Origin of the sequence: Colwellia sp. MB3u-55, from assembly GCF_014076785.1 — a bacterium.
GTDB lineage: Bacteria > Pseudomonadota > Gammaproteobacteria > Enterobacterales > Alteromonadaceae > Colwellia_A.
The window spans coordinates 1-21,127 of sequence record NZ_JACGUS010000120.1; the positions used below are offsets into that span (position 1 = coordinate 1).

Genomic DNA, 21,127 nt, shown 5'->3' on the forward strand with positions numbered 1-21,127 from the left:
CTCAGTTTTGATGTCAACGTTTTATTTAATTTAATTTGAAGTTTCTTTTCGAAGATTCAAACCTTATCTATAAAACGTTAAGTTAACTACTTTACCCTAAAGTGATGTAGATAACTTATCAAAACAGCTCTTTCGTGGTTCGTTTTGACTGAACCCCTTGGAACTGGAGCGCATTCTAGAGATTTCTCGCTGGGCGTCAACCCTTTTTTGTAATAAGTTTGAAATAAACGTTTGTTCGCTTAATTAACGTACAGGCCACGTTTTTATTGAGGTTTATTCGACCGAATACCACATTTATTAACCACACTTCTATTAGCTGATACTCTTTCGTTAAACTAAACATTTATATTAATACAGTTTATAACTGATATTTTTTCAACCTTTAGTCGATATTTGCTAATATTAATGCACAAGTTCACAACCTAATTCTCATTATGAATAAAACTATATTACGTAGCTACAATAAAATCACACCAAAATTGGGCCAAAAGGTCTATATTGATGAGTCTGCTGTACTCGTTGGAGATATATCTATGGGTGACGATGTCAGTATTTGGCCTTTGGTCGCCGCTAGGGGTGACGTTAATACTATTAGCATTGGCAATAGAACCAATATCCAAGATGGTACGGTATTGCATGTAACCCGTAAAAGCGCAGGTAATCCAACAGGCAATCCTCTCATTATAGGTGAAGATGTTACCGTTGGTCACAAGTGCATGCTACATGGTTGCACGTTAGGAGATCGTATACTTGTTGGTATGGGGGCAATCATTATGGATGGCGCGATTATTGAAAGTGACGTTTTTATTGGTGCAGGTTCTTTGGTGCCTCCTCATAAAACGTTAGAGAGTGGTCACCTATATGTAGGTAACCCGGTAAAACAAGTGAGATTACTAAAAGAAAGTGAGCAAGCATTTCTTAGTCAGTCTGCGATTAATTATGTTGAGCTTAAGAATGAGTACCTTGCTCAATAATAATTTATTAGCCCGTTACTTATAGTACAGCTCTATTCGACTTTCATGGAGTGGCTCATTATCGTCGAGCCACTCTTCAACGATTTCTTCTAAATCAAATTTCAATGCATCACTCATTACATTATGCTTTGTACACTTAATAAGAATATTAATACGCTCACCAGAGAGTAATCCACTAAAGATCCAGCCCTGTTGGTTGTTATCATAAGTTATATCATCGTTGAAGATTATTTGTTGATTCATCTTAATCCTCTTTTCTTAGCCTATTTAGCACCGATGCGGTTTCAGGTGAAACATTTCGCCAAGTTCTAAAACTTTCGGCGGCTTGTTCTACCAACATACCTAAACCATCAATAACATTACTTGCGCCATTGGCTTTCGCCCAAGCTAAAAATGGACTAAGTTCTTTACCATAAACCATATCGTAACAGTCGGTATTAGCAATAAGCTCTTTTGATAACGGTGGAATTTTCCCCGTTAAGCTTGCCGATGTTGCATTGATAATAAGGTCAAACTTTTCTGCTCCCAGAGCATCGAACCCTGTAGCCGTTAATTTATTGTTGTTAAACTTTTTAATCAGCTCTTCAGCTTTACTAACTGTTCTATTGGCGATAACAATTTTCTGTGGTCCTTGTGCTAATAAAGGTAAAATCACGCCTTTAGCAGCACCACCGGCACCCAATAATAAAATACGACTATTTTTTAATAATATTTTATGATTAAGGAAGTCTTGTACAAGCCCTTCCCCATCGGTGTTATCGCCAAATATTTTACCACCCGCAAACGTTAAGGTATTTACCGCGCCGGCAAGTTGAGCCCGCTCGGTTAATTTATCGCATAATGCCATCGCTTGTTCTTTAAAAGGAGCGGTAATGTTGGCACCTTTAGCGCCACTATTCATAAAAGTAATGATTGTTTGTTCAAATAGCTCTAGTGCTACATATTCACTTTGGTAGTTAAGTTGCTGCTGAGTTTGCTGCGCAAAAGATTGGTGAATAATGGGCGAACGTGATTGTTTGATAGGGTTACCAAAGACGCGATATTGATCCATAGAAAGCACTGGGTAATAAATTATACTTAAGGTTATCGTAATAAAGGCATGATGAATATAAAAAAAGCAGTTACCTTTATATAAAAGATGACTGCCTTAAAAGGGTGTTGTTAAGAGTTTGTGTTATTAATAATACTAAAACTTATAACCCAACATGATTGAATAAACCATAGGGTCAATTTCTACTAACGCAGACCCTTTAATATCACCAATTTTGAAGGTGGCATCGGCATTAATATCAATATAACGAGCGGAAGCATTTACGTGCCACTTATCATTTATTAAGTAATCGGCGCCCACTTGAAACGATAAGCCTAATGAGCCATCAAGCTCTAAATCATTAAAACCTAAGGATTCAGGTGTACTTTTAAAACTTTCATCAAAAAATATGGTGTAATTTATGCCAACACCCGCATAAGGTTTAATGTTCGATGCACTGTTAAAGTAATAAAGTGCACTAATTGTGGGTGGTAACTGTGTGACTTCCGCTAATGTCGCACCATCCACGTTCGCACCAAACAGTCCGGCAGAGATACGTTGTTGATCGTGAATAATGACATCATGGGCGAATGGTGTTGCAGCTAAAACTTCTATTGCCCAATTGTTATCATAGAAATAAATAAAATTTAAGCCAAGTTGAGTATTGTCATCAACAGAAAGAGATAATGGCGTGTTACCTCCTAATGCTTCAACAAAAACCCCTGACTTACCGCTATCTGGGTTAACCATAGTCGCACCAACACGGAAAACAAAATCTCCGGCTTTATAATCTTCAGCAAAGGCAGTTACAGAAAGAGAAGCTAAAACAGCTAAAGTAAGTAAACGTTTTTTCATGTGCAAAGTCCCTGTTTATTTTATGGGTATTTAATGAAACGGATTCTATAGAGACTTAAAAATAAAAACATGACCTAGCGCAATAAAATTGCGTTGTTTTAACTTTTATTTAAACATTTTACAAATAGACGGGAGTAGAGGTAAATAACAGTGGCAAGTAAGCTTGGTGATGCAAATATAAACCAGCTAATGTCATTGACAGAAACACGAGAAGCTTTACGCTTCTCGTTCAATCGGCGTTCAAAAAAATCTAGCTGAAGTATTATAAATGATAATAATTATTGAGCTAACCAGTCTTGTGGTACTAAGTACTGAGCCAGTTCAGCTTCTTGACTTGTTGGATCGGGCTGATAATTATATTCCCAACGAGCAAGTGGCGGCATCGACATTAATATCGATTCTGTACGCCCACCTGACTGCAAACCAAATAAGGTTCCTCGGTCAAAGACTAAGTTAAACTCAACATAACGGCCACGGCGATATAATTGAAATTGACGTTGTTGCTCAGAGAATTCAATGTGCTTTCTTTTTTCGATAATCGGAACATAAGCGTCAACAAAGCCTTGCCCAACAGCTTTAATATAATTTAAGCAAGTATCAAAATCCCATTGATTCAAATCATCAAAAAATAAACCACCAACACCACGCGTTTCATCTCGATGTTTTAAATAAAAATATTCATCGCACCATTTTTTATGCTCATTATAAACATTTTCACCAAAAGGCTGACAAAGTGATTTTGCCGTTTGGTGCCAATGAACAACATCTTCTTTTATAGGATAAAAAGGGGTTAAATCAAAACCACCACCAAACCACCACACAGGTTCCTCACCTTCTTTCTCAGCGATAAAAAATCGTACATTAGCGTGTGACGTGGGGATATAAGGATTTTTAGGGTGAATAACTAATGAAACACCACAAGCTCGCCAGGTTCTACCGGCTAGTTCAGGTCGATGAGCACTCGCTGATGGGGGTAACTTATCACCAGAGACTTCTGAAAAGTTTACACCACCTTGTTCAATAACAGTCCCGTCGGTTAATACTCGAGTACGGCCACCACCGCCTTCAGCGCGTATCCAGTTATCTTCAACGAACTGCCCACTACCGTCGGCGGCTTCTAATGCTGAACAAATATTGTCTTGCAGTGATTTTAAAAATTCAATGACTGTTTCTATGCTTACTTGGCTCATGCTCGAATTGTCTCTCCGGTCAGTGCATCAATTATTCTTGAAGGTTGAGTATACCCTAAAGTACTACCTTTTATGATGAAATCGATTTCAGCTGACAAAGTTTCTTCAACGTCTTGCCAAGTTCTTGCCGGCTCCTCCCCCGATAGGTTAGCACTGGTAGAAACAATTGGTTTATTTACCTTGTTGCACAGCGCTACTACATCAGGTTGGCTAGTCAATCGAACGGCTATGGTGGAAAATTTTCCAGTAAGTAGCCGATGAGTATTACTATTTTTTGGCAATAATTGAGTAATACCGTTAGGCCAGCGAGAAAGTATACTCAAGCGTTTATCTTGCGGTATTTTACTGTCATCAATATAAGGGAGTAATTGAGAGTAGTTAGCCGCTAGTAAAATGAGGCCCTTTTCTGGAGAGCGGTTTTTAATGCTAAGTAATTTTTCAATTGCGAGTAAATTATCAGGATCGCAACCTAGGCCAAAAACAGCTTCGGTTGGATAAGCAATAATACCACCTTGGCTGTAAGCCTCTTCGGCAGAAGTCATCATAAATAATAATGGAAAATTAAAGGATTATTTTATGATTATACGGCGTTTATCTAATAGATAAAATAAGTGTTTAATTTCAGATAAAAATAATTTTATCGCCAAAATTAAACACTTGATAGTTATGAGAGGCTTTTTACTTTTTCACGTAAAATAAATTTCTGTACTTTACCTGTCGACGTTTTTGGTAAATCACTAAACACAATTGTCTTAGGGGCTTTAAATATAGCCATATGTTCTCGACAAAAACTGATGATATCTTGCTCTGTAGCGCTTCGGCCTCGCTTTAATGAAACAAAGGCGCATGGAGTTTCCCCCCATTTCTCATCACTTTTAGCGACAACGGCTGCCTCTAATATGTCAGGGTGTTGATATAAAATACTTTCGACTTCTACTGAAGATATATTTTCTCCACCTGAAATAATAATATCTTTAGAACGATCTCTTATTTCAATATAACCATCTGGATGCTTAACGGCTAAATCACCAGAATGGAACCAGCCATGTTTAAATGCTTCATTAGTCGCTTTCTCATTTTTTAGATAACCTTTCATCATGCTATTACCACGAAACATAATTTCACCAACCGTTTCAGCATTACAAGGGACGGGCTGCATAGTTTCAGGGTCTAATACATCGACTTCTTCTTGTGTAGGATAGCGCACACCTTGACGCGCTTTTAACGCAGCTCTTTCATCGTCGCTTTTATCATTCCATTCATCTTTCCATTCACTTACCACACAAGGCCCATAAACTTCAGTTAAACCATAGCCTTGGGTGATATCAAACCCCATTGCTTCCATGCCTTTAATAACGGATGGTGGTGGTGGAGCCCCCGCGGTCATGATATTTATGCCACGTGGTACTTTTGCCAGTAACGTTTGGTCTGCATTTAAAATCATATTTAAGACGATTGGCGCGCCACAAAAATGGCTGACCTTATGTTCAATTAAACTTTCAATGATTGCACCAACTTCTACCTGCCTTAAGCAAACTTGTGTTCCACCCACAGCAACAACCGTCCATGGAAAACACCAACCATTACAATGGAACATTGGCAGTGTCCATAGGTACACTGAGTTATTGCCTAATGGCCAGATCATGTTGTTACCCAGCGAATTTAAATAAGCGCCGCGATGTGAATAGACCACACCTTTTGGGTTACCCGTTGTCCCTGAAGTATAATTTAACGCCAGTGCTTGCCATTCATCATGAATTAAATTTCCGGTGAAATTTTCATTACCTTCGGCAAGTAAGTCTTGATACTCAACACAACCTAAACGTTCACCGCCTTCACTCATTACATCATCGATATCAATAATCAGCGGTTGACGTGAACATAAGGTTAGTGCTTTTTTTACCACACAAGAAAAAGCCGTATCGGTTAAGAGTACATCACATTCGCCATGGTCGAAAAGAAAAGCAATACTTTCAGCATCTAAACGAATGTTTATCGAATGTAATACTGCACCCGTTAACGGCACACCATAATGGGCATCTAGAAAGGCAGGAATATTAGCCGCCATGATGGCCACTGTATTACCGGGCTTAACACCGCGTTGCATTAATGCTGAGGCTAGGCGTCTAACATTATTACGATATTCACGATAAGTGATTTGTTGTTTACCATGAATGATGGCAACGCGTTCAGGATGTACGTCGGCGGTTCGATTTAAAAAGTTAATCGGTGTTAAAGGCTGGTTATTGGCTGCAACTTTGTCTAAGCCTTGGTCATAAATATTGTTCATCGACTTTCCTCATTATATTACGGTGCTGGTAGCTATTTAGTGCTACTTAACTTCGGCACTTACTGAGGATAGTTTACGCCTATTATTGCGTTTAAAAATTATCCTTTGGTCTAATGGGGCTATTCGGGTATTCACATTCAATCGCAGTAAATATCTAGCGGAATATTTATATTTTAGCTAAACAAAAATATCAGGGTAAATTTTGGACATAAAAAAACCAGCAAATCGCTGGTTTCTCGAATAACACATAAAATTTATGTTAATTTTTCTTGCATCGCTTCATCTTTTGCAAGTAAAGCAATAACATTAGCAGCGCGTTCTGCTTTTACTTTTTCTGCAATAGATGGATCCGCAATACCTAATATTTGTGCGGCTAAATAACCCGCATTTTTTGCACCTGCTTTACCAATAGCAACCGTTGCGACCGGTATTCCACCCGGCATCATAACCGTTGAAAGTAAGGCATCATGACCTTGTAATGGTCCGTTATCAATGGGAACACCAATAACTGGACGAGTGGTCATTCCTGCAACAGCACCGGCTAAATGAGCGGCTAAACCTGCAGCACATATAAAGACTTTACAGCCACGTTCTTCAGCATCTTTTACGTAAGCTTTAGCAGCATCGGGTGTTCTATGGGCTGAACGAACACGTACTTCATGTTCAATACCAAATGTTTTTAAAACGCTGATAGTTGCTTGCATAACAGGTAGGTCAGAATCTGAACCCATTAAAATTGCAACAAAAGTTGATGACATTTTGTCTCTCCAGAAGTTTAGTTAAATAATTGCGCGTATTATATCTCTTTACGCTTATAGGTGCATTTCTTTTCTGGACAGATTATGACGTTACCACTCGCCATTTTACGCTTCACTAATATCGGCCAAAGGCATTGAGGGCAATTTTCAGCAACGGGTGGATAATTAAGGACATACTTACATTTAGGATATTGTTCACAAGAATAAAATGTTTTGCCATAGCGATTGGTGCGTTCAATTAATTCGGCTTGCTTACCCTTTTTCTGGCACTGTGGGCAAGCTACGCCAACATCTTCTTGGCCACTAGTATCTTCAATATGATGGCATTGGGGATAATTAGAACAACCAATAAACATTCCATATCGGCCTTGTTTAACCGCAAGTTCATGCTGACACTCTGGGCATTCAGTTCCAGCTAAAATTTTATCTTCTACTCGTTCGTGGTCGACAACTGGACGAGTAAAATCGCAGGCAGGATAGGAAGCACAACCAAAAAACTTTCCCGACTTACTATTCTTTATAACAATTTCACTGCCACATTCTGGGCACACTTCATACGCTTTTTCTAAAGCATGTTCGTGCTGTGAAAATAAGGGTTTATCAGAATTAGGCATAATGCAATCACTAGAATATTGTTAACGTTATTATGCCACGATTAGCCAAACTTAAGCGAGTTATACGATTGACACTTAATGTAATGGTCCTTCTTGCTCATCAAAAATAAGATCTTCCATTTGCGAGTAAGCATTTTCTTTACCTGGCACATTAAATAACACCATAAGTACCACCCACTTTAAATCATCAATCGAGAAGAACTTAGTATCTAACTCCATCACGCGGTCAATAACCATTTCTCGTGTGGTAAAATCTAGGACATTCACTTGCTCTAAAAATAAAAGAAAACCTCGGCACTCGACATCAAGTAATTGCATTTCATCATCAACATAGACACGTACTGAGCGACGCCCTACTCGCGTTAAATACGGATAAGCATCGGTGTCTTGAAGTGCTGCTAGCTTTTCTAACCAACTTAGCGCTTTATATATTTCGTCTTGATGAAAACCTGCTCGGGTAAGTTCATCCGTTAATGATTCATGATCCACCATGATTTCGGCTTCACTATGTATATAGTTTTCAAAAAGATACATCAGTATATCAAACATAATTAGCCCCTATTTTACTCTTAGGTAACCCCCTGGAACCGTAGCAACCAGACCTTTAAGCTCTAACATTGTTAACCGAGTTAGTACCACATCTATCGGTAATTTGCTTCGTGAAACCACCATATCTACGGGGGTGATCTCATAACCCACACTAGCTAACAATGAATCGTTAAACAAGTGTTGTTTTTGACTTTTTTCTAAGCGTTGTTCTTTCTCTTTGTTTATCGTTAAGTGTAGACCTCTTTGTGGCAGTAGATCTAATTCATCAACTATATCGGCAATATTATCGACAAGTTTAGCACCTTGTTTAATCAGCCAGTGACACCCTTTAGCTTGTGGGTTATTAATGGTACTTGGGATAGCAAACACGTCACGATTTTGTTCTATGGCGCATCGAGCGGTTATCAAAGAGCCACTTTTAATCGTAGCTTCAACCACCAGCACCCCCACACTTAAACCACTAATCAATCTATTTCGTTTGGGGAAATAACCTGGCTTAGGTGGGGTGTTTGGAGGAAACTCACTGATAATAGCACCGTCATTGTCTAGAATGTTTTTTGCTAATAATCTATGCCTTGCTGGATAGACCTGATCTAAACCGGTCGCGACAACCGCGATGGTTTTACCTCCTGCCGATAACGTCCCCTGGTGAGCGGCGCCATCTATACCTAGCGCTAAACCACTCGTTACCACTAATCCAGCATTTGCTAACTGCTGTGCAAATTTAAACGCATTCTCTCGACCATTAATACTGGCATCTCGGCTACCGACCATCGCAATTTGCATTTGATTTAATAGGCTAATATTTCCTTGGGCAAATAAAACCAATGGCGGATCATAAATTTGCTTTAACTGTGAAGGGTAACGAGAGTCAACAAAAGGAATAATGGCACTAATACATCGTTCAGTGGCGGCAATAATTTCAGAAATTCTTTGCCAATCAGGAGATCTAATCGCCGCTATCTGTTTTTGAGTAAGATTTAATGATGACAGTTCTTGTGAGGAATGAAAAAGTTGTTCTACTCCAAAGAGTTCAACAAGTCTTAATTTTTTATCGATAGCTAGGCGTGGTATAAGCTTAAGCGCCAGCCAAAAGTGACTCACGCTTTTCTTGTTATACTCATCGCCCTGTTGAGGGGTAACAGCTAAATTATACTTTATTGTCACTGTCTTCTCCCTAAGTACAGCGGTTTTACTTATAAATTAAGATGAATTGCCAGTCGGTTAGTTTTCCACGGGTGAAGTAATAATATCTTGTAATCGAAGCGGTTTACTTGAACGCATAACGAGCGCTAAACTCACTTGCTGATACACTTTAAAAACCATCATTTCGCCAACAACTTCTTCTGGCATTTTATAATCAGAGCTCTCAATATTTGCCATACGATTCCAGCGTGAAGCATCTTTGCTATACGTTGGGCCATTACTTGTTTCAACAACACCTGGGCTGATCCGTTTTACCGAAACAATATCTCCTTGCTCAACAGCATGTTCGGCGCCACGATTAATCATTACAACGTCGAGTTTTCCAAATTCACTTAACCCACTCATACTGTTGATAATTAGTCCACGTAACGACTTAGTCGCTGGCTTTAGACTAAAAAATGACGGGTATTGTTGGTTTTCATTGACGGGCAGAATAAAATCACCGGAACGAATTTCTTCTTTAACGCCATCGACATACAAGGTAGCAGGCACTTTATTGTCAATATCACCGGTGCGTATGACTTTTCCGGTACCTAAAACACTAATGTTGTAGCCTAAAAGTTCTTGTGTTTCAGGGTCATAAATAGGCTTTTCTTTCTGATATATACCATAACCTTTGCCTAACTCTAATTCGCCGTTTACATAGAGATTAAAGCCGTCAATACTAGAATTATAACCTTCATCACTCCCTAGTATATAAGGGAGCTTTGCAATGTCATCTTCAGATAAAATGCTACTGTAATTAATATAAGGTGCAATAACGTCCAAGGATAAACTTGAAATAGCAGATTGATCTTTTAATTTAACTCGTGCTCGGGGCGACCATTTAAGTTCAGGCTTTCCTCGCACTAACATTGGTTGCCCTTTTTCGTCAAAAACTAAACGAAGCACGTCACCAGGATAAATTAAATGAGGATTATCAATATCAGGATTCAATCGCCACAACTTTGGCCAGAGCCAAGGCTGCTTGAGAAATATTGCTGAAATATCCCACAAAGTATCCCCCTTTTTAACAAAGTAAGATTTTGGGGCATTTTTATTTAATGTTAACTCATCAGCAGTAACTAATACTGAAAAAGACAAGCAGAGTATTAACAAAAAACTACGTATTAGCATGATAGTTCGCCTATTAAACAGATATATTAAGCTTTTAGCCTAAACCACTATTATTAATTATATTTAATAGCTAAAATTGAAACATAACACTCAATGCGATATTTCGCGAATTATTTGAATATTTATGACTATTTTAAACGTACTTAGATTTCCTGACGAACGCTTGCGCACTAAAGCGTTACCTGTAGAAGATATTAACAGTGATGTACAACAAATAATTGATGACATGTTTGAGACCATGCGAGAAGAGAACGGTGTGGGTTTAGCTGCCACCCAGGTCAATATCCATCAACGTATTGTCGTCATTAATGTTTCAGAAGACGAAGACCAGTCTTATGTCTTGATTAACCCAGAAATAATTAGCCATAGTGATACGACCGAAATCAATGAAGAAGGTTGTTTATCTGTGCCCGGTTGTTACGCAAAAGTTGACCGTTACACAGAAGTTACCGTGAAAGCGCTCGATCGTGAAGGACAAGCCTTTACCTTAAATGCAACTGAATTACTCGCAGTTTGTATACAGCATGAATTAGATCATTTAGATGGTAAGTTATTTGTTGATTATCTATCACCATTAAAACGCCAGCGGATAAAAGCAAAACTAGAAAAAGAAGCTCGTTTAGCCAACAATTAATTATTGTTTTTATTAATATAATTCGGAATAAAACTTTGTCAAAAGCTCTTAAAATTATTTTTGCTGGCACGCCAGACTTTGCTGCACAACATCTGGCGGCGCTAATTAACTCTCATCATGAAGTGGTCGCGGTTTACTGTCCACCCGATAAACGTGCTGGACGTGGTAAAAAGCTAACCGCTTGTGCTACCAAAGAACTCGCTTTATCGCATGGTATTGTTGTTGAGCAACCAGTTAATTTTAAAGACGCTGGCGATCAAGAAAAGCTAGCCAGTTATAATGCTGATATTATGGTTGTTGTCGCTTACGGCTTATTATTGCCAATGGTTATTTTAGAAGCTCCGCGTTTAGGCTGTGTCAATGTACATGGCTCGATATTGCCAAAATGGCGTGGCGCCGCACCTATTCAACGTTCATTAGAGGCCGGTGATAAAGAAACAGGTGTGACGATTATGCAGATGGACAAAGGTTTAGATACCGGAGACATGATAGCTAAAGCAACCTGTGAAATTACTCAACAAGATACTAGCGCCACACTCTATGAAAAATTAGCCGATATCGGCCCTATTGCTTTACTAAGCACGCTTGATTTAATGGCTGAGAACAAGCATAGCGCCGAGCCTCAAGATAATAATTTAGCTAACTATGCGGCCAAACTTGATAAAGATGAAGCAGAATTAGATTGGCAATTACCCGCTGTTGAACTTCATCGTAAAATTCGTGCTTATATACCATGGCCAGTTGCACAATTTACCTTTACTGATGAAAAAAATATCGAACATCGTATTCGGGTTTGGCAAGCCAGCTATACTGATGAGACTCATGGTTGCCTGCCTGGAACAATAATTTCAGCAAATAAAAACGGTGTTACTGTTGCTACAACTTCAGGTTCACTGTGCTTAGAATCATTGCAATTACCCGGTAAAAAGCCAATGCCAGCGCGTGATATTTTAAACGGAAAAGCACTATGGTTTGCTGAAAACAGCCATATCAATAATTTAACTGCAAACAACATGAGTGAACAATAATGGCGACTAATATTAGAGCCCTAGCGGCAAGGTGTTGTTTTGCTGTTGTTGATAAAGGCAGAAGCCTTAGCGATGAGTTACCCAAAGCTCAAGCAAAAGTAGAAGGTAAAGATAAAGGACTTTTACAAGAACTTTGTTACGGCGTTTTACGGTATTTACCAGCACTTGAATATGACTTACGCCAGCTAATGGATAAGCCATTAAAAGGTAAACAACGGGTTGGCCACTTTCTTATTCTAGTGGGCATATATCAAGTAAAGCATACGCGCATTCCTGACCACGCGGCGGTAAGTGAAACAGTAGCAGCAACAAAACCTTTAAAGTGCGACTTTTTAAGAGGTTTAATTAATGGTGTCTTACGTAATGTTCAACGTAACCTAGCCAAAGACGATGCAGCAGAAATCGCAGCGAAGTTACCTGATCCAATAAAATATTCACACCCAAGCTGGTTTATCAAAAAGGTACAAAACGCTTACCCTGATCAATGGCAAGAAATTCTTAATGCTAATTTAGAGCGACCACCGATGTGGTTAAGAGTCAATCAACGTCACCATAATGTGACTGAATATTTAGCTTTACTCGAGCAAGCAGAAATCCCTGTAGCACTCGTTGACGATAAATCATCAGCGATTAAACTCGTTGCTGCTGTAGATGTTAATAAGCTTCCTGGCTTTATTGATGGTTGGATCTCAGTTCAAGATGGTGCGGCTCAACAAGCCGCGATATTACTCGATACTCAAGCGGGTGACTTTGTACTTGATTGTTGTGCTGCCCCAGGAGGTAAAACTTGCCACATTCTAGAATTAACCCCTGACTTAGCAAAAATGACGGCCATTGATATTGAAGAAAGTCGTTTATTAAGAGTAGAAGAAAACTTATCGCGCCTTAACTTATCAGCCGAGGTAATTACTGCTGATGCTGCTTCACAAGAATGGTGGGATGGACAACTTTTCGACCGTATTTTACTCGACGCCCCCTGCTCGGCTACCGGTGTAATTCGTCGCCACCCCGATATAAAATGGTTGAGAAAAGCAGAAGACATTGAAAAACTGGCAATATTGCAGCAACAAATATTAAAAAACATTTGGTCTTTACTTAAACCTGGCGGTATTTTGCTTTATGCAACCTGTAGTATTTTACCCAAAGAAAATATTCAACAGATAGAAGAGTTCTTATCTGAGAATAACAATGCTAAATTAGTATCAATAACAAATGAGAAAACCGACATAGGCTGGCAAATCTTGCCAAATGAGCAATCAATGGACGGTTTTTATTACGCTAAATTAGAAAAAACAATATAGGCTCTGATGATCTTTCAACCTAGCCGCTTAAAAACTAAAAATTAAAGTTAACTTATGAAAATAATAATAATTGGCGCAGGGCAAGTGGGCGGAACATTAGCTGAAAATCTTGTTGGTGAGCGTAACGATATTACGCTCATTGATACCAATGCAGAAACCTTGCATGAATTACAAGATAAAATGGACTTGCAAGTTGTCATTGGTAATGGCTGTCACCCAGACGTATTAAAGCAAGCGGGTGCAGAGGATGCCGAGTTGGTTATCGCGGTAAGTAGTGATGATGCAACGAATATGCTCGCCTGCCAAATTTGTTATACTTTATTTAACACCGCAAATAAAATAGCCCGAATTCGTTCATCACAAATATTGCGCTACCAAAAAGAACTCTTTCAATCAAAAAACATCCCCGTAGACCATGTTATTGCTCCAGAACAATTAGTTACTCGTGATATTGCGCGTTTAATTGATTACCCGGGTGCACTACAAGTCTTAGAGTTTGCCCAAGGAAAAGTCAGTTTAGTTGCCGTAAAAGCTTATTACGGGGGGTTATTGGTTGGTCATGCCCTGTCAACTTTGCGCGAGCATATTCCTAATGTTGACACACGAGTAGCGGCTATTTATCGTAACGGAAAACCTATCCGTCCGCTGGGTACTACCGTTATTGAAGCAGATGATGAAGTGTTTTTTATTGCTGCCACTATCCATATTCGTGCGGTAATGAATGAACTGCAAAAACTTGAAGCCTCATATAAAAGAATAATGATCGCTGGCGGTGGTAATATAGGCGCCGGCTTAGCTAAAATATTAGAAAAGAATCATCAAGTTAAACTTATTGAACGTTCACCAAAGCGTGCGGAATACTTAGCCTCTGAGCTCAATGATACCTTAGTTTTTATTGGTGACTCTTCCGACCAAGAACTGTTACTCGAAGAACATATTGATCAATTTGATGTGTTTATTGCCGTCACCAACGACGATGAAGCAAATATTATGTCATCTTTGTTAGCTAAGCGCTTAGGTGTACGTAAAGCGATGGTGCTTATTCAGCGAAGTGCTTATATAGATTTAGTACATGGCAGCGATATCGATATTGCCGTATCACCCCAACACGCTACTATCTCGGCATTATTGACACATGTACGCCGTGGTAGTATTGATAACGTATATAGCTTACGTGGTGGTGCTGCAGAAGCGATTGAAATTATTGCTAAAGGTGATGAAAAATCTTCAAAAGTAGTCGGTAAAACCATCCAAGCAATAAAGTTGCCGCCGGGGACTACCATTGGCGCCATTGTTAGACAGGATGAAGTGTTGATTGCTCACTCTGACACCAAGATAATGTCAGAAGATCATGTTATTCTTTTCTTAGTCAATAAACGTTATATTTATGATGTAGAGAAACTTTTCCATGTTGACGCGCTAACATTTTATTAAGATAAAAAGTGAATATCGAGACATAAAAAACCCCAGATTTATCTGGGGTTTTTCGTTTCTATTATTACACTATACTCTACATCTAAGAGCGCCAGAAACCTGGAGTAAAGAGTACTAATAAAGTAAATATTTCTAATCGCCCAAAGAGCATAGCAACAATTAATACCCATTTACTGAAATCGGTGATCTCAGCAAAATTTGCGGCTACAGCACCTAAGCCTGGACCTAAGTTATTCAGACAAGCAGCCACTGCTGTAAAAGCCGTAATGTCGTCCATACCTGTGGCAAGCAGTAACAACATACAAATAATAAATACCGCAGCATAAGCTGAGAAAAAGCCCCATATCGCTTCAACAACACGATCAGGTAAAGCTTTACGACCTAATTTTATCGTAAAAACAGCTTTAGGATGTACTAAACGGTTTAATTCTCGTAAGCCTTGTAGATATAAAAGTACCACTCGTACAACTTTCATTCCGCCACCTGTACTCCCCGCACAGCCACCAATAAAACTAGCAAAGATTAGAAGTATTGGCAGTAATGTCGGCCAATCGGCAAAGCTGGTTGTTGCAAAGCCGGCGGTGGTACTAATAGAAACTGACTGGAATAAGGCTTGGTCGAATGCTTCAAAACCATCTTCGTAAGTGCCTGTTGCTAACAGCACAATTAAACAAATGAGTGTTAATACAAATTGGATAGCAATAAAGACTTTAAATTCTGGATCGAAGAAGTAATTTTTTAAGGAGCGACTGTGCAATACAGCAAAATGCAGCGCAAAATTTACCCCAGCGATCAGCAAGAAAAACACACAAACAAAATTTATCGCGGGGCTATTAAAATAGCCGATACTGTCGGTATGTGTAGAGTAACCCCCGATAGCAATTGTTGAGAAAGCATGACAAATGGCATCAAAGATAGACATGCCTGCTCCCCAATAACTAATCGCACAGGCAATAGTTAAAAATAAATATATATACCATAAATGTTTTGCTGTATCGGCAATGCGCGGCGTCATTTTTGAATCTTTAACCGGTCCCGGTGTTTCAGCACGGTAAAGCTGCATACCACCAATACCTAGCATAGGTAAAACGGCAACCGCTAAAACTATAATACCCATACCGCCAAGCCACTGTAATTGCTGGCGATACCAAAGTACTGCATGCGGTAAACCATCAATCTCTTTTAAGATGGTAGCCCCAGTTGTTGTTAAGCCAGAAAATGATTCAAAAAAAGCATCTGCAACAGATAAATTAGGCTTGTCTAAGAGCAAAAGCGGCACCGCAGAGAAACTCGCCAGTACTACCCAGAATAAAACGACAATTAAAAAGCCTTCACGTGCGCGCAAGTCACTTTTTTCATTTTTAAACGGATACCAAGCAAGTAGACCTGCAAATAAGCAAAACAGAAATGCAGTCAGAAAGGAGACACCACCACCATCACGGTATAATAGTGCAATTAAAGCAGGCGGTAACATGGTTACACTCAACAGAGCAACCAGTAAGCCAAGAATTCGAATGATATTTTTTATTTGCACGAGTTAATTTTTATTATTCAGTAAAGTCATCGACCACATGTTTTTTGATGATAAAGCATAAAGATAAACACTGCGACTTTAAATCACCTATTTCGTCTTTAATTTATTCAGCTGACACGTTTATTATAAGATTCACGTTCCATATCGACTATTTCGACGCTAATTGAAATTGATTTAATAGCAAAGGAATTTAGATGACTTAACACGAGTTTAGATAGCTCTTGCCTTTGTTCTAAATTGCGACCTGACAGGATTTTGCAACAAACATGAATAAACCTTTGTTGATTATTGCTAGTTTGACTTTCATTTCCCACAGTAAAATATTTAAAGGGTGTTGCTCTTACTTTAATATCAGTCGGAGAAAATAATAAAGACTTAACTGCTCCTGCAAAAACGGCAGACATAATTTCTTTAATATCTAGTTCTTGAGCCAGTTCTTGTGAATATTCGATAATACAATGTGGCATGAAGGTATCCTTTTTTATCTGATATTATCTTATATTACGGGTCAGTAGACCTAAGGGTTAATAACCCGGCAGAAAGCGTTTGTAATTGTTGCTTAACTTTTGTTAGTTGTTCTTCAGGTAACGCTATAATCAATTCTACTTGAGCGGCAAAGTCTTGTTGAATAATTTCACCCTTAGCTTGTTCAACAAAATACAAGACATCGTTTATCTGTCCGTAATCGCACGTTAATTGCTTTTCTACCATAGGAACTTTTGTACTTGTTTCTACTAACAATAATGCTTGACGAACACTGCCTCCATAAGCCCGTTGTAACCCACCCGTACCGAGCTTAGTACCGCCAAAATAACGAACAACTATTGCACATAAATCACCAACATGACCTCCTTGTAAAACAGCTAACATCGGTCGTCCTGCTGTACCCGAAGGTTCACCATCATCAGAAGAGCCATAACCTTGGCTATCATCTGGTTTTCCTGTGAGAAATGCATAGCAATGATGGCTTGCTTGAGGATGTAATTTTCGACAGTTAATTAATAGTTCTTTAGCATCTTCGTGGCTTGTACATGGGGAAATAAAACAAATAAAACGACTACGGCTAACGATTGTTTCATCAACAATACTGTTAGCCGCTACTTTGTAAGGTTTGTTCATAAAATATAAAGTCGTGAATATAGTCTTAAGGGTTATTTCAACTCTAATTCACGGGTCATATTTTCGTTATGCAATTGATGAACAATAATATTATCTTCAATACGAATGCCACCAAATGGACGCATAGCCTCTATTTTTTCCCAATTTATCATTTTGCCATTTTTTGAAGCTTTAAGATCGGCCAATAATGATTCAATAAAATATAACCCTGGTTCAATGGTAAATACCTGGTTACTTTCAATAATACGTGAAGTACGTAAAAAGGGATGTTGTTCTGGTGTATTAGCATGTGTGCCGCGTTCGTCGGCCATAAAGCCGCCAACATCATGAGTTTGTAGACCTAAATGATGACCTAAACCATGTGGAAAGAAGGTTGAAATAATACCCGTTTCAACTGCCGTATCAACATCAACATTAATAAAGCCGAATTCATGTAAGACATTACCAATATCGCGATAGGTTTCAATATGTAAATCTACATAGCTTTTTCCGGGTTTTAAGCCATCAACAGCATTGAGCATCAATTTGTTCATGCGGGCAATCAATTCAGCAAACTTATCTCGTTTAAATGAATAAGTACGAGTTATATCAGAAGCATAACCATTAAAACTTGCGCCTGCATCAATTAAAAATGAACGATGTGCTTGCGGTACGCCACGATCTAAAGCGGTGTAATGTAAAATTGAGGTATTCGTGTTCAGTGCAACAATATTGCCATAAGGTGTTTCGTCGCCGGTATGATTGGTTGCTTTTAAATAGGCTTGCTGAATATCAAATTCTGACGAGCCTTGCAAGAAAGCGCTTTTTGCCGCTTTATGACCAGTAACAGCAATCGCGTTCGACTTACGTAAACACTCTTGTTCATATTGCGTTTTATAAGCGCGATGATAATGTATGTAATTGAGTAAAGGCTCAGGGTTTATATTTTTAAATCCTAGCGCTTTTGCTACTTCAATATGTTCGCCTATATAGGCAAAATCGGTTTTATCATAGGGTAGCAACTTCTCAACATCAGTCGCTTTGGTCAGCACTTTAACATCAAAAAAATCATTCCAATAGTCATTAGCTAAAGGTGTAATTTTATGCCAAAAATCAACAGGTTGATAATAGATAAGTGTTGGTTTATCTTCACCATTAATAATCAACCAGCAATTGGGAATATTCACTAATGGCAACCAAGCTTTAAAATGAGGATTTACTTTAAAGGGGTAACCATAATCATCGAGAAATACTTTAATTTCTTGACCAGAATGAATCACTAAACCTTGTAGATTCTCACGTTTTAAAACAGACTTCGACCGTTGCTGAAGCTCGCTAATATGGGCTGGGTAAAGTGTTGCTAATTTGATCATTGATCGCGCCTCTGAAAATTTTCCAATATCATATCATACTCTTCTAACGTTTGAATTTACTGAGCAATACTCATCGAGAATATCTGATCAAAGAGTGATACATCCTGCCCTACTTTTATTTGATATATTTCTTGATACGCCATAACACTTTTCACATACTCACGTGTTTCTTTATAAGGAATCGTCTCTATCCAAATATCTGCAGGCATAGGCTCCAAGCCTTTTAACCAACTCCGAACACGATACGGACCGGCATTATAAGCCGCTGTAGCAAGCACTTGATTACCATCATGTCGGTCAAGTAAACGTTTTAAATACTTTGTACCTAGTTTTATATTGTCTTTCGCATTCATTAAACGCTTGTTAGTCACTTTACGCTTCTGTAAATGTTTAGCTGTTGCGGGCATAACTTGCATTAACCCCTTTGCGCCTGCGGGTGAGTTAGCATCGGCCATAAATGAGCTCTCTCTGCGCGCTATTGCAAATGCCCAGGCAGGATTTATTTTGTAAATTCCCGATGAATGCGTTATTTCATCAGCAAATGCTAATGGAAAACGTAAATCAACATCATTCAAATACCCCACTTTAGATAAGGTAAAAATGGCACGATCATACCATTGTGCCTCATAGGCTATTCTTGATGCGACCAGTTTTTCTCGATCACTTAACCGCGACAACCAATAATTCCACTCAAGCCGAGCTTGATGAAAACGTCCAATATGGAAAAATTCAAAAGCCCGCTTTGCTGCTGGGTTTTTTAATAAAGCGACTTTTTCAGCACTAGTAATCGCTAATGGATAATTTTGTAGGTTAACACTTTGCTTTATTGCACTTGCAGCAAGGAACCCATAGTAATGACGTTTATTCGCTAGTTCACTTAACACCTCATGCCCTAGTGCTTTTTCTCCTGTTTCAAGTAAGCTACGTCCATACCAGTAACGCCATTGATTTTTCTGGTGTAATTTTTCAGGTAGTGCCCTTAAATCAGCTTTAATTGCTGGCCAATCCTGATCTCTAAGTAGATCTGCCATTCTCCATTGCACAATGTTTGTCGACTGCAGTTTCTCATCCACTTTAGCTAGCCATATCGCTGAGCTTTTATGATCTTTACTGGCTAACGCAATAGCGAATTTTAAAACAATTTGCTGTTGTTGTGCTTCTGAAAAAGGTAATACTTCGATAGCCTTACTATATGTCTTTAACGCTTTTTCAGAGTCACGCCAAATTAAACGTTTTAAACCATAAGCGGCAATAGAGGCTTCTTTAACGGATTTCTGTGGAAAGCGTTTCATATTGCTAATGTAAGCAGGATCACGTCGCACTTTATGCCATAAGCTGCCTAAATACTGATCTTTTTTTGGTAGTAATTGAGTCAAATAATGGATTAAGGTGTGTTTGCCGCCATCTGCAGCCAGAGCTATACGTTGCCATATACGTTCATCGGTTCTATAACCTGCTTTTTGCCAAAGCGTAAAAAGTGGATCACACACTTTCGGCTGAGACTTTCCTACCACCCAGAGCTTAGTGACTTTAGATAAAATTTTTGACTCCGCCACGCCTGATTGTAATTGATAACGATAATACTGACAGGTTAATTCCACATCAGAGGTCGGCTTAAAGAAGTCCTGAAATAATAATGCCTTGTCTCGTTTAGCTAAATAGTTCAGCCATTTTTTACGCAGCGGCCAGTCGAGTGGTGATCCGCGATATGTTTCAAGAAACTGACTAATTTCACCTGTATATGACATATTCATGCCATACATTAATCGTTGCTGATCTAAGTAAGGCTGCAATGGGTAATAGTGTAGCTGCTGATATAAGGTTTGATAATGCAATGAATTGGGTTGCCAGACGTACTTTTCCGCTTCTTGAAATGCACCACGAATACTGGTTTGACTAATTGATGTTGTTGCACTAATTGTACTTGAGAGGAAAAGTGAGAATATTATTAACACTGACGATGTTAAACGAAACATAGCGTTACCTTAATTATAAGAAAATTTACTTCCCTTGGCCATTAATTGACCCGTTCTACCTAAAAATATTTCTGTTTACATCTGTAACTCTACCCTTAACAGACTAGTTAGCAGTTACCCTTAATTTTTCATGCATAGCCCAACAAAGCAAGTGAAATTAGCATTCT

21 protein-coding genes are annotated in these 21,127 nt (G+C 38.8%); 5 read left to right on the forward strand and 16 right to left on the reverse strand.

Annotated elements, in window-relative coordinates; genetic code table 11:
• Positions 1-434 precede the first annotated feature (434 nt).
• Complete coding sequence (locus tag H4J66_RS15430) at positions 435-974, forward strand: gamma carbonic anhydrase family protein (RefSeq protein WP_182175886.1); 540 nt, start codon at positions 435-437, stop codon at positions 972-974.
• A gap of 15 nt (positions 975-989) precedes the next feature.
• On the opposite strand, the gene H4J66_RS15435 is transcribed toward H4J66_RS15430, so the two are convergent.
• The 11 genes from H4J66_RS15435 to H4J66_RS15485 all read right to left on the reverse strand — a co-directional run bounded on the left by H4J66_RS15435 (position 990) and on the right by H4J66_RS15485 (position 10,582).
• Complete coding sequence (locus H4J66_RS15435) at positions 990-1,217, reverse strand: hypothetical protein (protein ID WP_182175887.1); 228 nt, start codon at positions 1,215-1,217, stop codon at positions 990-992.
• A gap of 1 nt (position 1,218) precedes the next feature.
• Complete coding sequence (gene aroE / locus H4J66_RS15440; RefSeq protein ID WP_182175888.1) at positions 1,219-2,025, reverse strand: shikimate dehydrogenase; 807 nt, start codon at positions 2,023-2,025, stop codon at positions 1,219-1,221.
• A 135-nt stretch (positions 2,026-2,160) separates the two neighbouring features.
• A complete protein-coding gene (locus tag H4J66_RS15445; protein WP_182175889.1) occupies positions 2,161-2,859 on the reverse strand; it encodes an OmpW family protein in 699 nt (232 codons plus the stop codon).
• Positions 2,860-3,137: 278 nt separating this feature from the next.
• On the reverse strand, positions 3,138-4,049 hold the full coding sequence (gene hemF, locus H4J66_RS15450) for an oxygen-dependent coproporphyrinogen oxidase (RefSeq protein ID WP_182175890.1): 912 nt from the start codon (positions 4,047-4,049) through the stop codon (positions 3,138-3,140).
• Complete coding sequence (locus H4J66_RS15455) at positions 4,046-4,594, reverse strand: Sua5/YciO/YrdC/YwlC family protein (protein WP_182175891.1); 549 nt, start codon at positions 4,592-4,594, stop codon at positions 4,046-4,048. The genes hemF and H4J66_RS15455 overlap by 4 nt, the downstream gene beginning before the upstream one ends.
• 119 nt (positions 4,595-4,713) lie before the next feature.
• Positions 4,714-6,339: an acyl-CoA synthetase gene (locus H4J66_RS15460; RefSeq protein WP_182175892.1), complete on the reverse strand. Its 1,626-nt coding sequence runs from the start codon at positions 6,337-6,339 to the stop codon at positions 4,714-4,716.
• A 254-nt stretch (positions 6,340-6,593) separates the two neighbouring features.
• Complete coding sequence (purE, locus tag H4J66_RS15465; protein WP_182175893.1) at positions 6,594-7,097, reverse strand: 5-(carboxyamino)imidazole ribonucleotide mutase; 504 nt, start codon at positions 7,095-7,097, stop codon at positions 6,594-6,596.
• Positions 7,098-7,135: 38 nt separating this feature from the next.
• Positions 7,136-7,711: a topoisomerase DNA-binding C4 zinc finger domain-containing protein gene (locus H4J66_RS15470; RefSeq protein WP_182175894.1), complete on the reverse strand. Its 576-nt coding sequence runs from the start codon at positions 7,709-7,711 to the stop codon at positions 7,136-7,138.
• 75 nt (positions 7,712-7,786) lie between these two features.
• Positions 7,787-8,260, reverse strand: coding sequence for a DUF494 family protein (locus H4J66_RS15475; RefSeq protein WP_070375270.1), 474 nt, complete (start codon positions 8,258-8,260; stop codon positions 7,787-7,789).
• A gap of 9 nt (positions 8,261-8,269) precedes the next feature.
• Positions 8,270-9,427 (reverse strand): DNA-processing protein DprA, encoded by a 1,158-nt coding sequence (dprA, locus tag H4J66_RS15480; RefSeq protein WP_310650672.1) that lies wholly within the window; start codon positions 9,425-9,427, stop codon positions 8,270-8,272.
• A gap of 57 nt (positions 9,428-9,484) precedes the next feature.
• The gene (locus H4J66_RS15485) at positions 9,485-10,582 is read right to left on the reverse strand and encodes a LysM peptidoglycan-binding domain-containing protein (RefSeq protein WP_182175895.1); all 1,098 of its coding nucleotides are present in this window, start codon (positions 10,580-10,582) and stop codon (positions 9,485-9,487) included.
• 124 nt (positions 10,583-10,706) lie between these two features.
• Between H4J66_RS15485 and def the strand changes: the two genes are divergently transcribed.
• From def to trkA, 4 genes are read left to right on the forward strand one after another with little or no spacing between them, the layout of a single operon-like run.
• Positions 10,707-11,216, forward strand: a complete 510-nt coding sequence (gene def / locus H4J66_RS15490; RefSeq protein WP_070375272.1) for a peptide deformylase — start codon at positions 10,707-10,709, stop codon at positions 11,214-11,216.
• Between the two features lie 35 nt (positions 11,217-11,251).
• Positions 11,252-12,244, forward strand: a complete 993-nt coding sequence (fmt, locus tag H4J66_RS15495; protein ID WP_182175896.1) for a methionyl-tRNA formyltransferase — start codon at positions 11,252-11,254, stop codon at positions 12,242-12,244.
• A complete protein-coding gene (rsmB, locus tag H4J66_RS15500) occupies positions 12,244-13,545 on the forward strand; it encodes a 16S rRNA (cytosine(967)-C(5))-methyltransferase RsmB (RefSeq protein ID WP_182175897.1) in 1,302 nt (433 codons plus the stop codon). The genes fmt and rsmB overlap by 1 nt, the downstream gene beginning before the upstream one ends.
• A 54-nt stretch (positions 13,546-13,599) precedes the next feature.
• Entirely contained in the window at positions 13,600-14,979 is a 1,380-nt protein-coding gene (gene trkA, locus H4J66_RS15505) for a Trk system potassium transporter TrkA (protein WP_070375275.1), read from the forward strand.
• 82 nt (positions 14,980-15,061) lie between these two features.
• Here the strand turns inward: trkA and H4J66_RS15510 are convergent, their stop codons facing one another.
• From H4J66_RS15510 to H4J66_RS15530, 5 genes are all read right to left on the reverse strand, one after another.
• A complete protein-coding gene (locus H4J66_RS15510) occupies positions 15,062-16,513 on the reverse strand; it encodes a TrkH family potassium uptake protein (RefSeq protein WP_070375276.1) in 1,452 nt (483 codons plus the stop codon).
• Between the two features lie 107 nt (positions 16,514-16,620).
• The gene (locus tag H4J66_RS15515; protein WP_182175898.1) at positions 16,621-16,980 is read right to left on the reverse strand and encodes a 5-carboxymethyl-2-hydroxymuconate Delta-isomerase; all 360 of its coding nucleotides are present in this window, start codon (positions 16,978-16,980) and stop codon (positions 16,621-16,623) included.
• 34 nt (positions 16,981-17,014) lie between these two features.
• The gene (locus H4J66_RS15520; protein ID WP_182175899.1) at positions 17,015-17,632 is read right to left on the reverse strand and encodes a YigZ family protein; all 618 of its coding nucleotides are present in this window, start codon (positions 17,630-17,632) and stop codon (positions 17,015-17,017) included.
• A 32-nt stretch (positions 17,633-17,664) separates the two neighbouring features.
• A complete protein-coding gene (pepQ, locus tag H4J66_RS15525; RefSeq protein WP_070375279.1) occupies positions 17,665-18,984 on the reverse strand; it encodes a Xaa-Pro dipeptidase in 1,320 nt (439 codons plus the stop codon).
• 56 nt (positions 18,985-19,040) lie between these two features.
• Entirely contained in the window at positions 19,041-20,960 is a 1,920-nt protein-coding gene (locus H4J66_RS15530; protein ID WP_182175900.1) for a transglycosylase SLT domain-containing protein, read from the reverse strand.
• Positions 20,961-21,127: the final 167 nt, after the last annotated feature.

Excerpts from the sequence above, each read along its gene's own strand:
- hemF (WP_182175890.1), bottom strand. The coding sequence starts at position 4,049 with ATGAGCCAAGTAAGCATAGAAACAGTCATTGAATTTTTAAAATCACTG.
- H4J66_RS15520 (WP_182175899.1), bottom strand. The coding sequence starts at position 17,632 with ATGAACAAACCTTACAAAGTAGCGGCTAACAGTATTGTTGATGAAACA.
- H4J66_RS15460 (WP_182175892.1), bottom strand. The coding sequence starts at position 6,339 with ATGAACAATATTTATGACCAAGGCTTAGACAAAGTTGCAGCCAATAAC.
- purE (WP_182175893.1), bottom strand. The coding sequence starts at position 7,097 with ATGTCATCAACTTTTGTTGCAATTTTAATGGGTTCAGATTCTGACCTA.
- H4J66_RS15430 (WP_182175886.1), top strand. The coding sequence starts at position 435 with ATGAATAAAACTATATTACGTAGCTACAATAAAATCACACCAAAATTG.
- trkA (WP_070375275.1), top strand. The coding sequence starts at position 13,600 with ATGAAAATAATAATAATTGGCGCAGGGCAAGTGGGCGGAACATTAGCT.
- aroE (WP_182175888.1), bottom strand. The coding sequence starts at position 2,025 with ATGGATCAATATCGCGTCTTTGGTAACCCTATCAAACAATCACGTTCG.
- H4J66_RS15515 (WP_182175898.1), bottom strand. The coding sequence starts at position 16,980 with ATGCCACATTGTATTATCGAATATTCACAAGAACTGGCTCAAGAACTA.
- rsmB (WP_182175897.1), top strand. The coding sequence starts at position 12,244 with ATGGCGACTAATATTAGAGCCCTAGCGGCAAGGTGTTGTTTTGCTGTT.
- H4J66_RS15435 (WP_182175887.1), bottom strand. The coding sequence starts at position 1,217 with ATGAATCAACAAATAATCTTCAACGATGATATAACTTATGATAACAAC.
- H4J66_RS15455 (WP_182175891.1), bottom strand. The coding sequence starts at position 4,594 with ATGATGACTTCTGCCGAAGAGGCTTACAGCCAAGGTGGTATTATTGCT.
- def (WP_070375272.1), top strand. The coding sequence starts at position 10,707 with ATGACTATTTTAAACGTACTTAGATTTCCTGACGAACGCTTGCGCACT.
- H4J66_RS15470 (WP_182175894.1), bottom strand. The coding sequence starts at position 7,711 with ATGCCTAATTCTGATAAACCCTTATTTTCACAGCACGAACATGCTTTA.
- pepQ (WP_070375279.1), bottom strand. The coding sequence starts at position 18,984 with ATGATCAAATTAGCAACACTTTACCCAGCCCATATTAGCGAGCTTCAG.
- H4J66_RS15530 (WP_182175900.1), bottom strand. The coding sequence starts at position 20,960 with ATGTTTCGTTTAACATCGTCAGTGTTAATAATATTCTCACTTTTCCTC.
- H4J66_RS15485 (WP_182175895.1), bottom strand. The coding sequence starts at position 10,582 with ATGCTAATACGTAGTTTTTTGTTAATACTCTGCTTGTCTTTTTCAGTA.
- H4J66_RS15445 (WP_182175889.1), bottom strand. The coding sequence starts at position 2,859 with ATGAAAAAACGTTTACTTACTTTAGCTGTTTTAGCTTCTCTTTCTGTA.
- H4J66_RS15475 (WP_070375270.1), bottom strand. The coding sequence starts at position 8,260 with ATGTTTGATATACTGATGTATCTTTTTGAAAACTATATACATAGTGAA.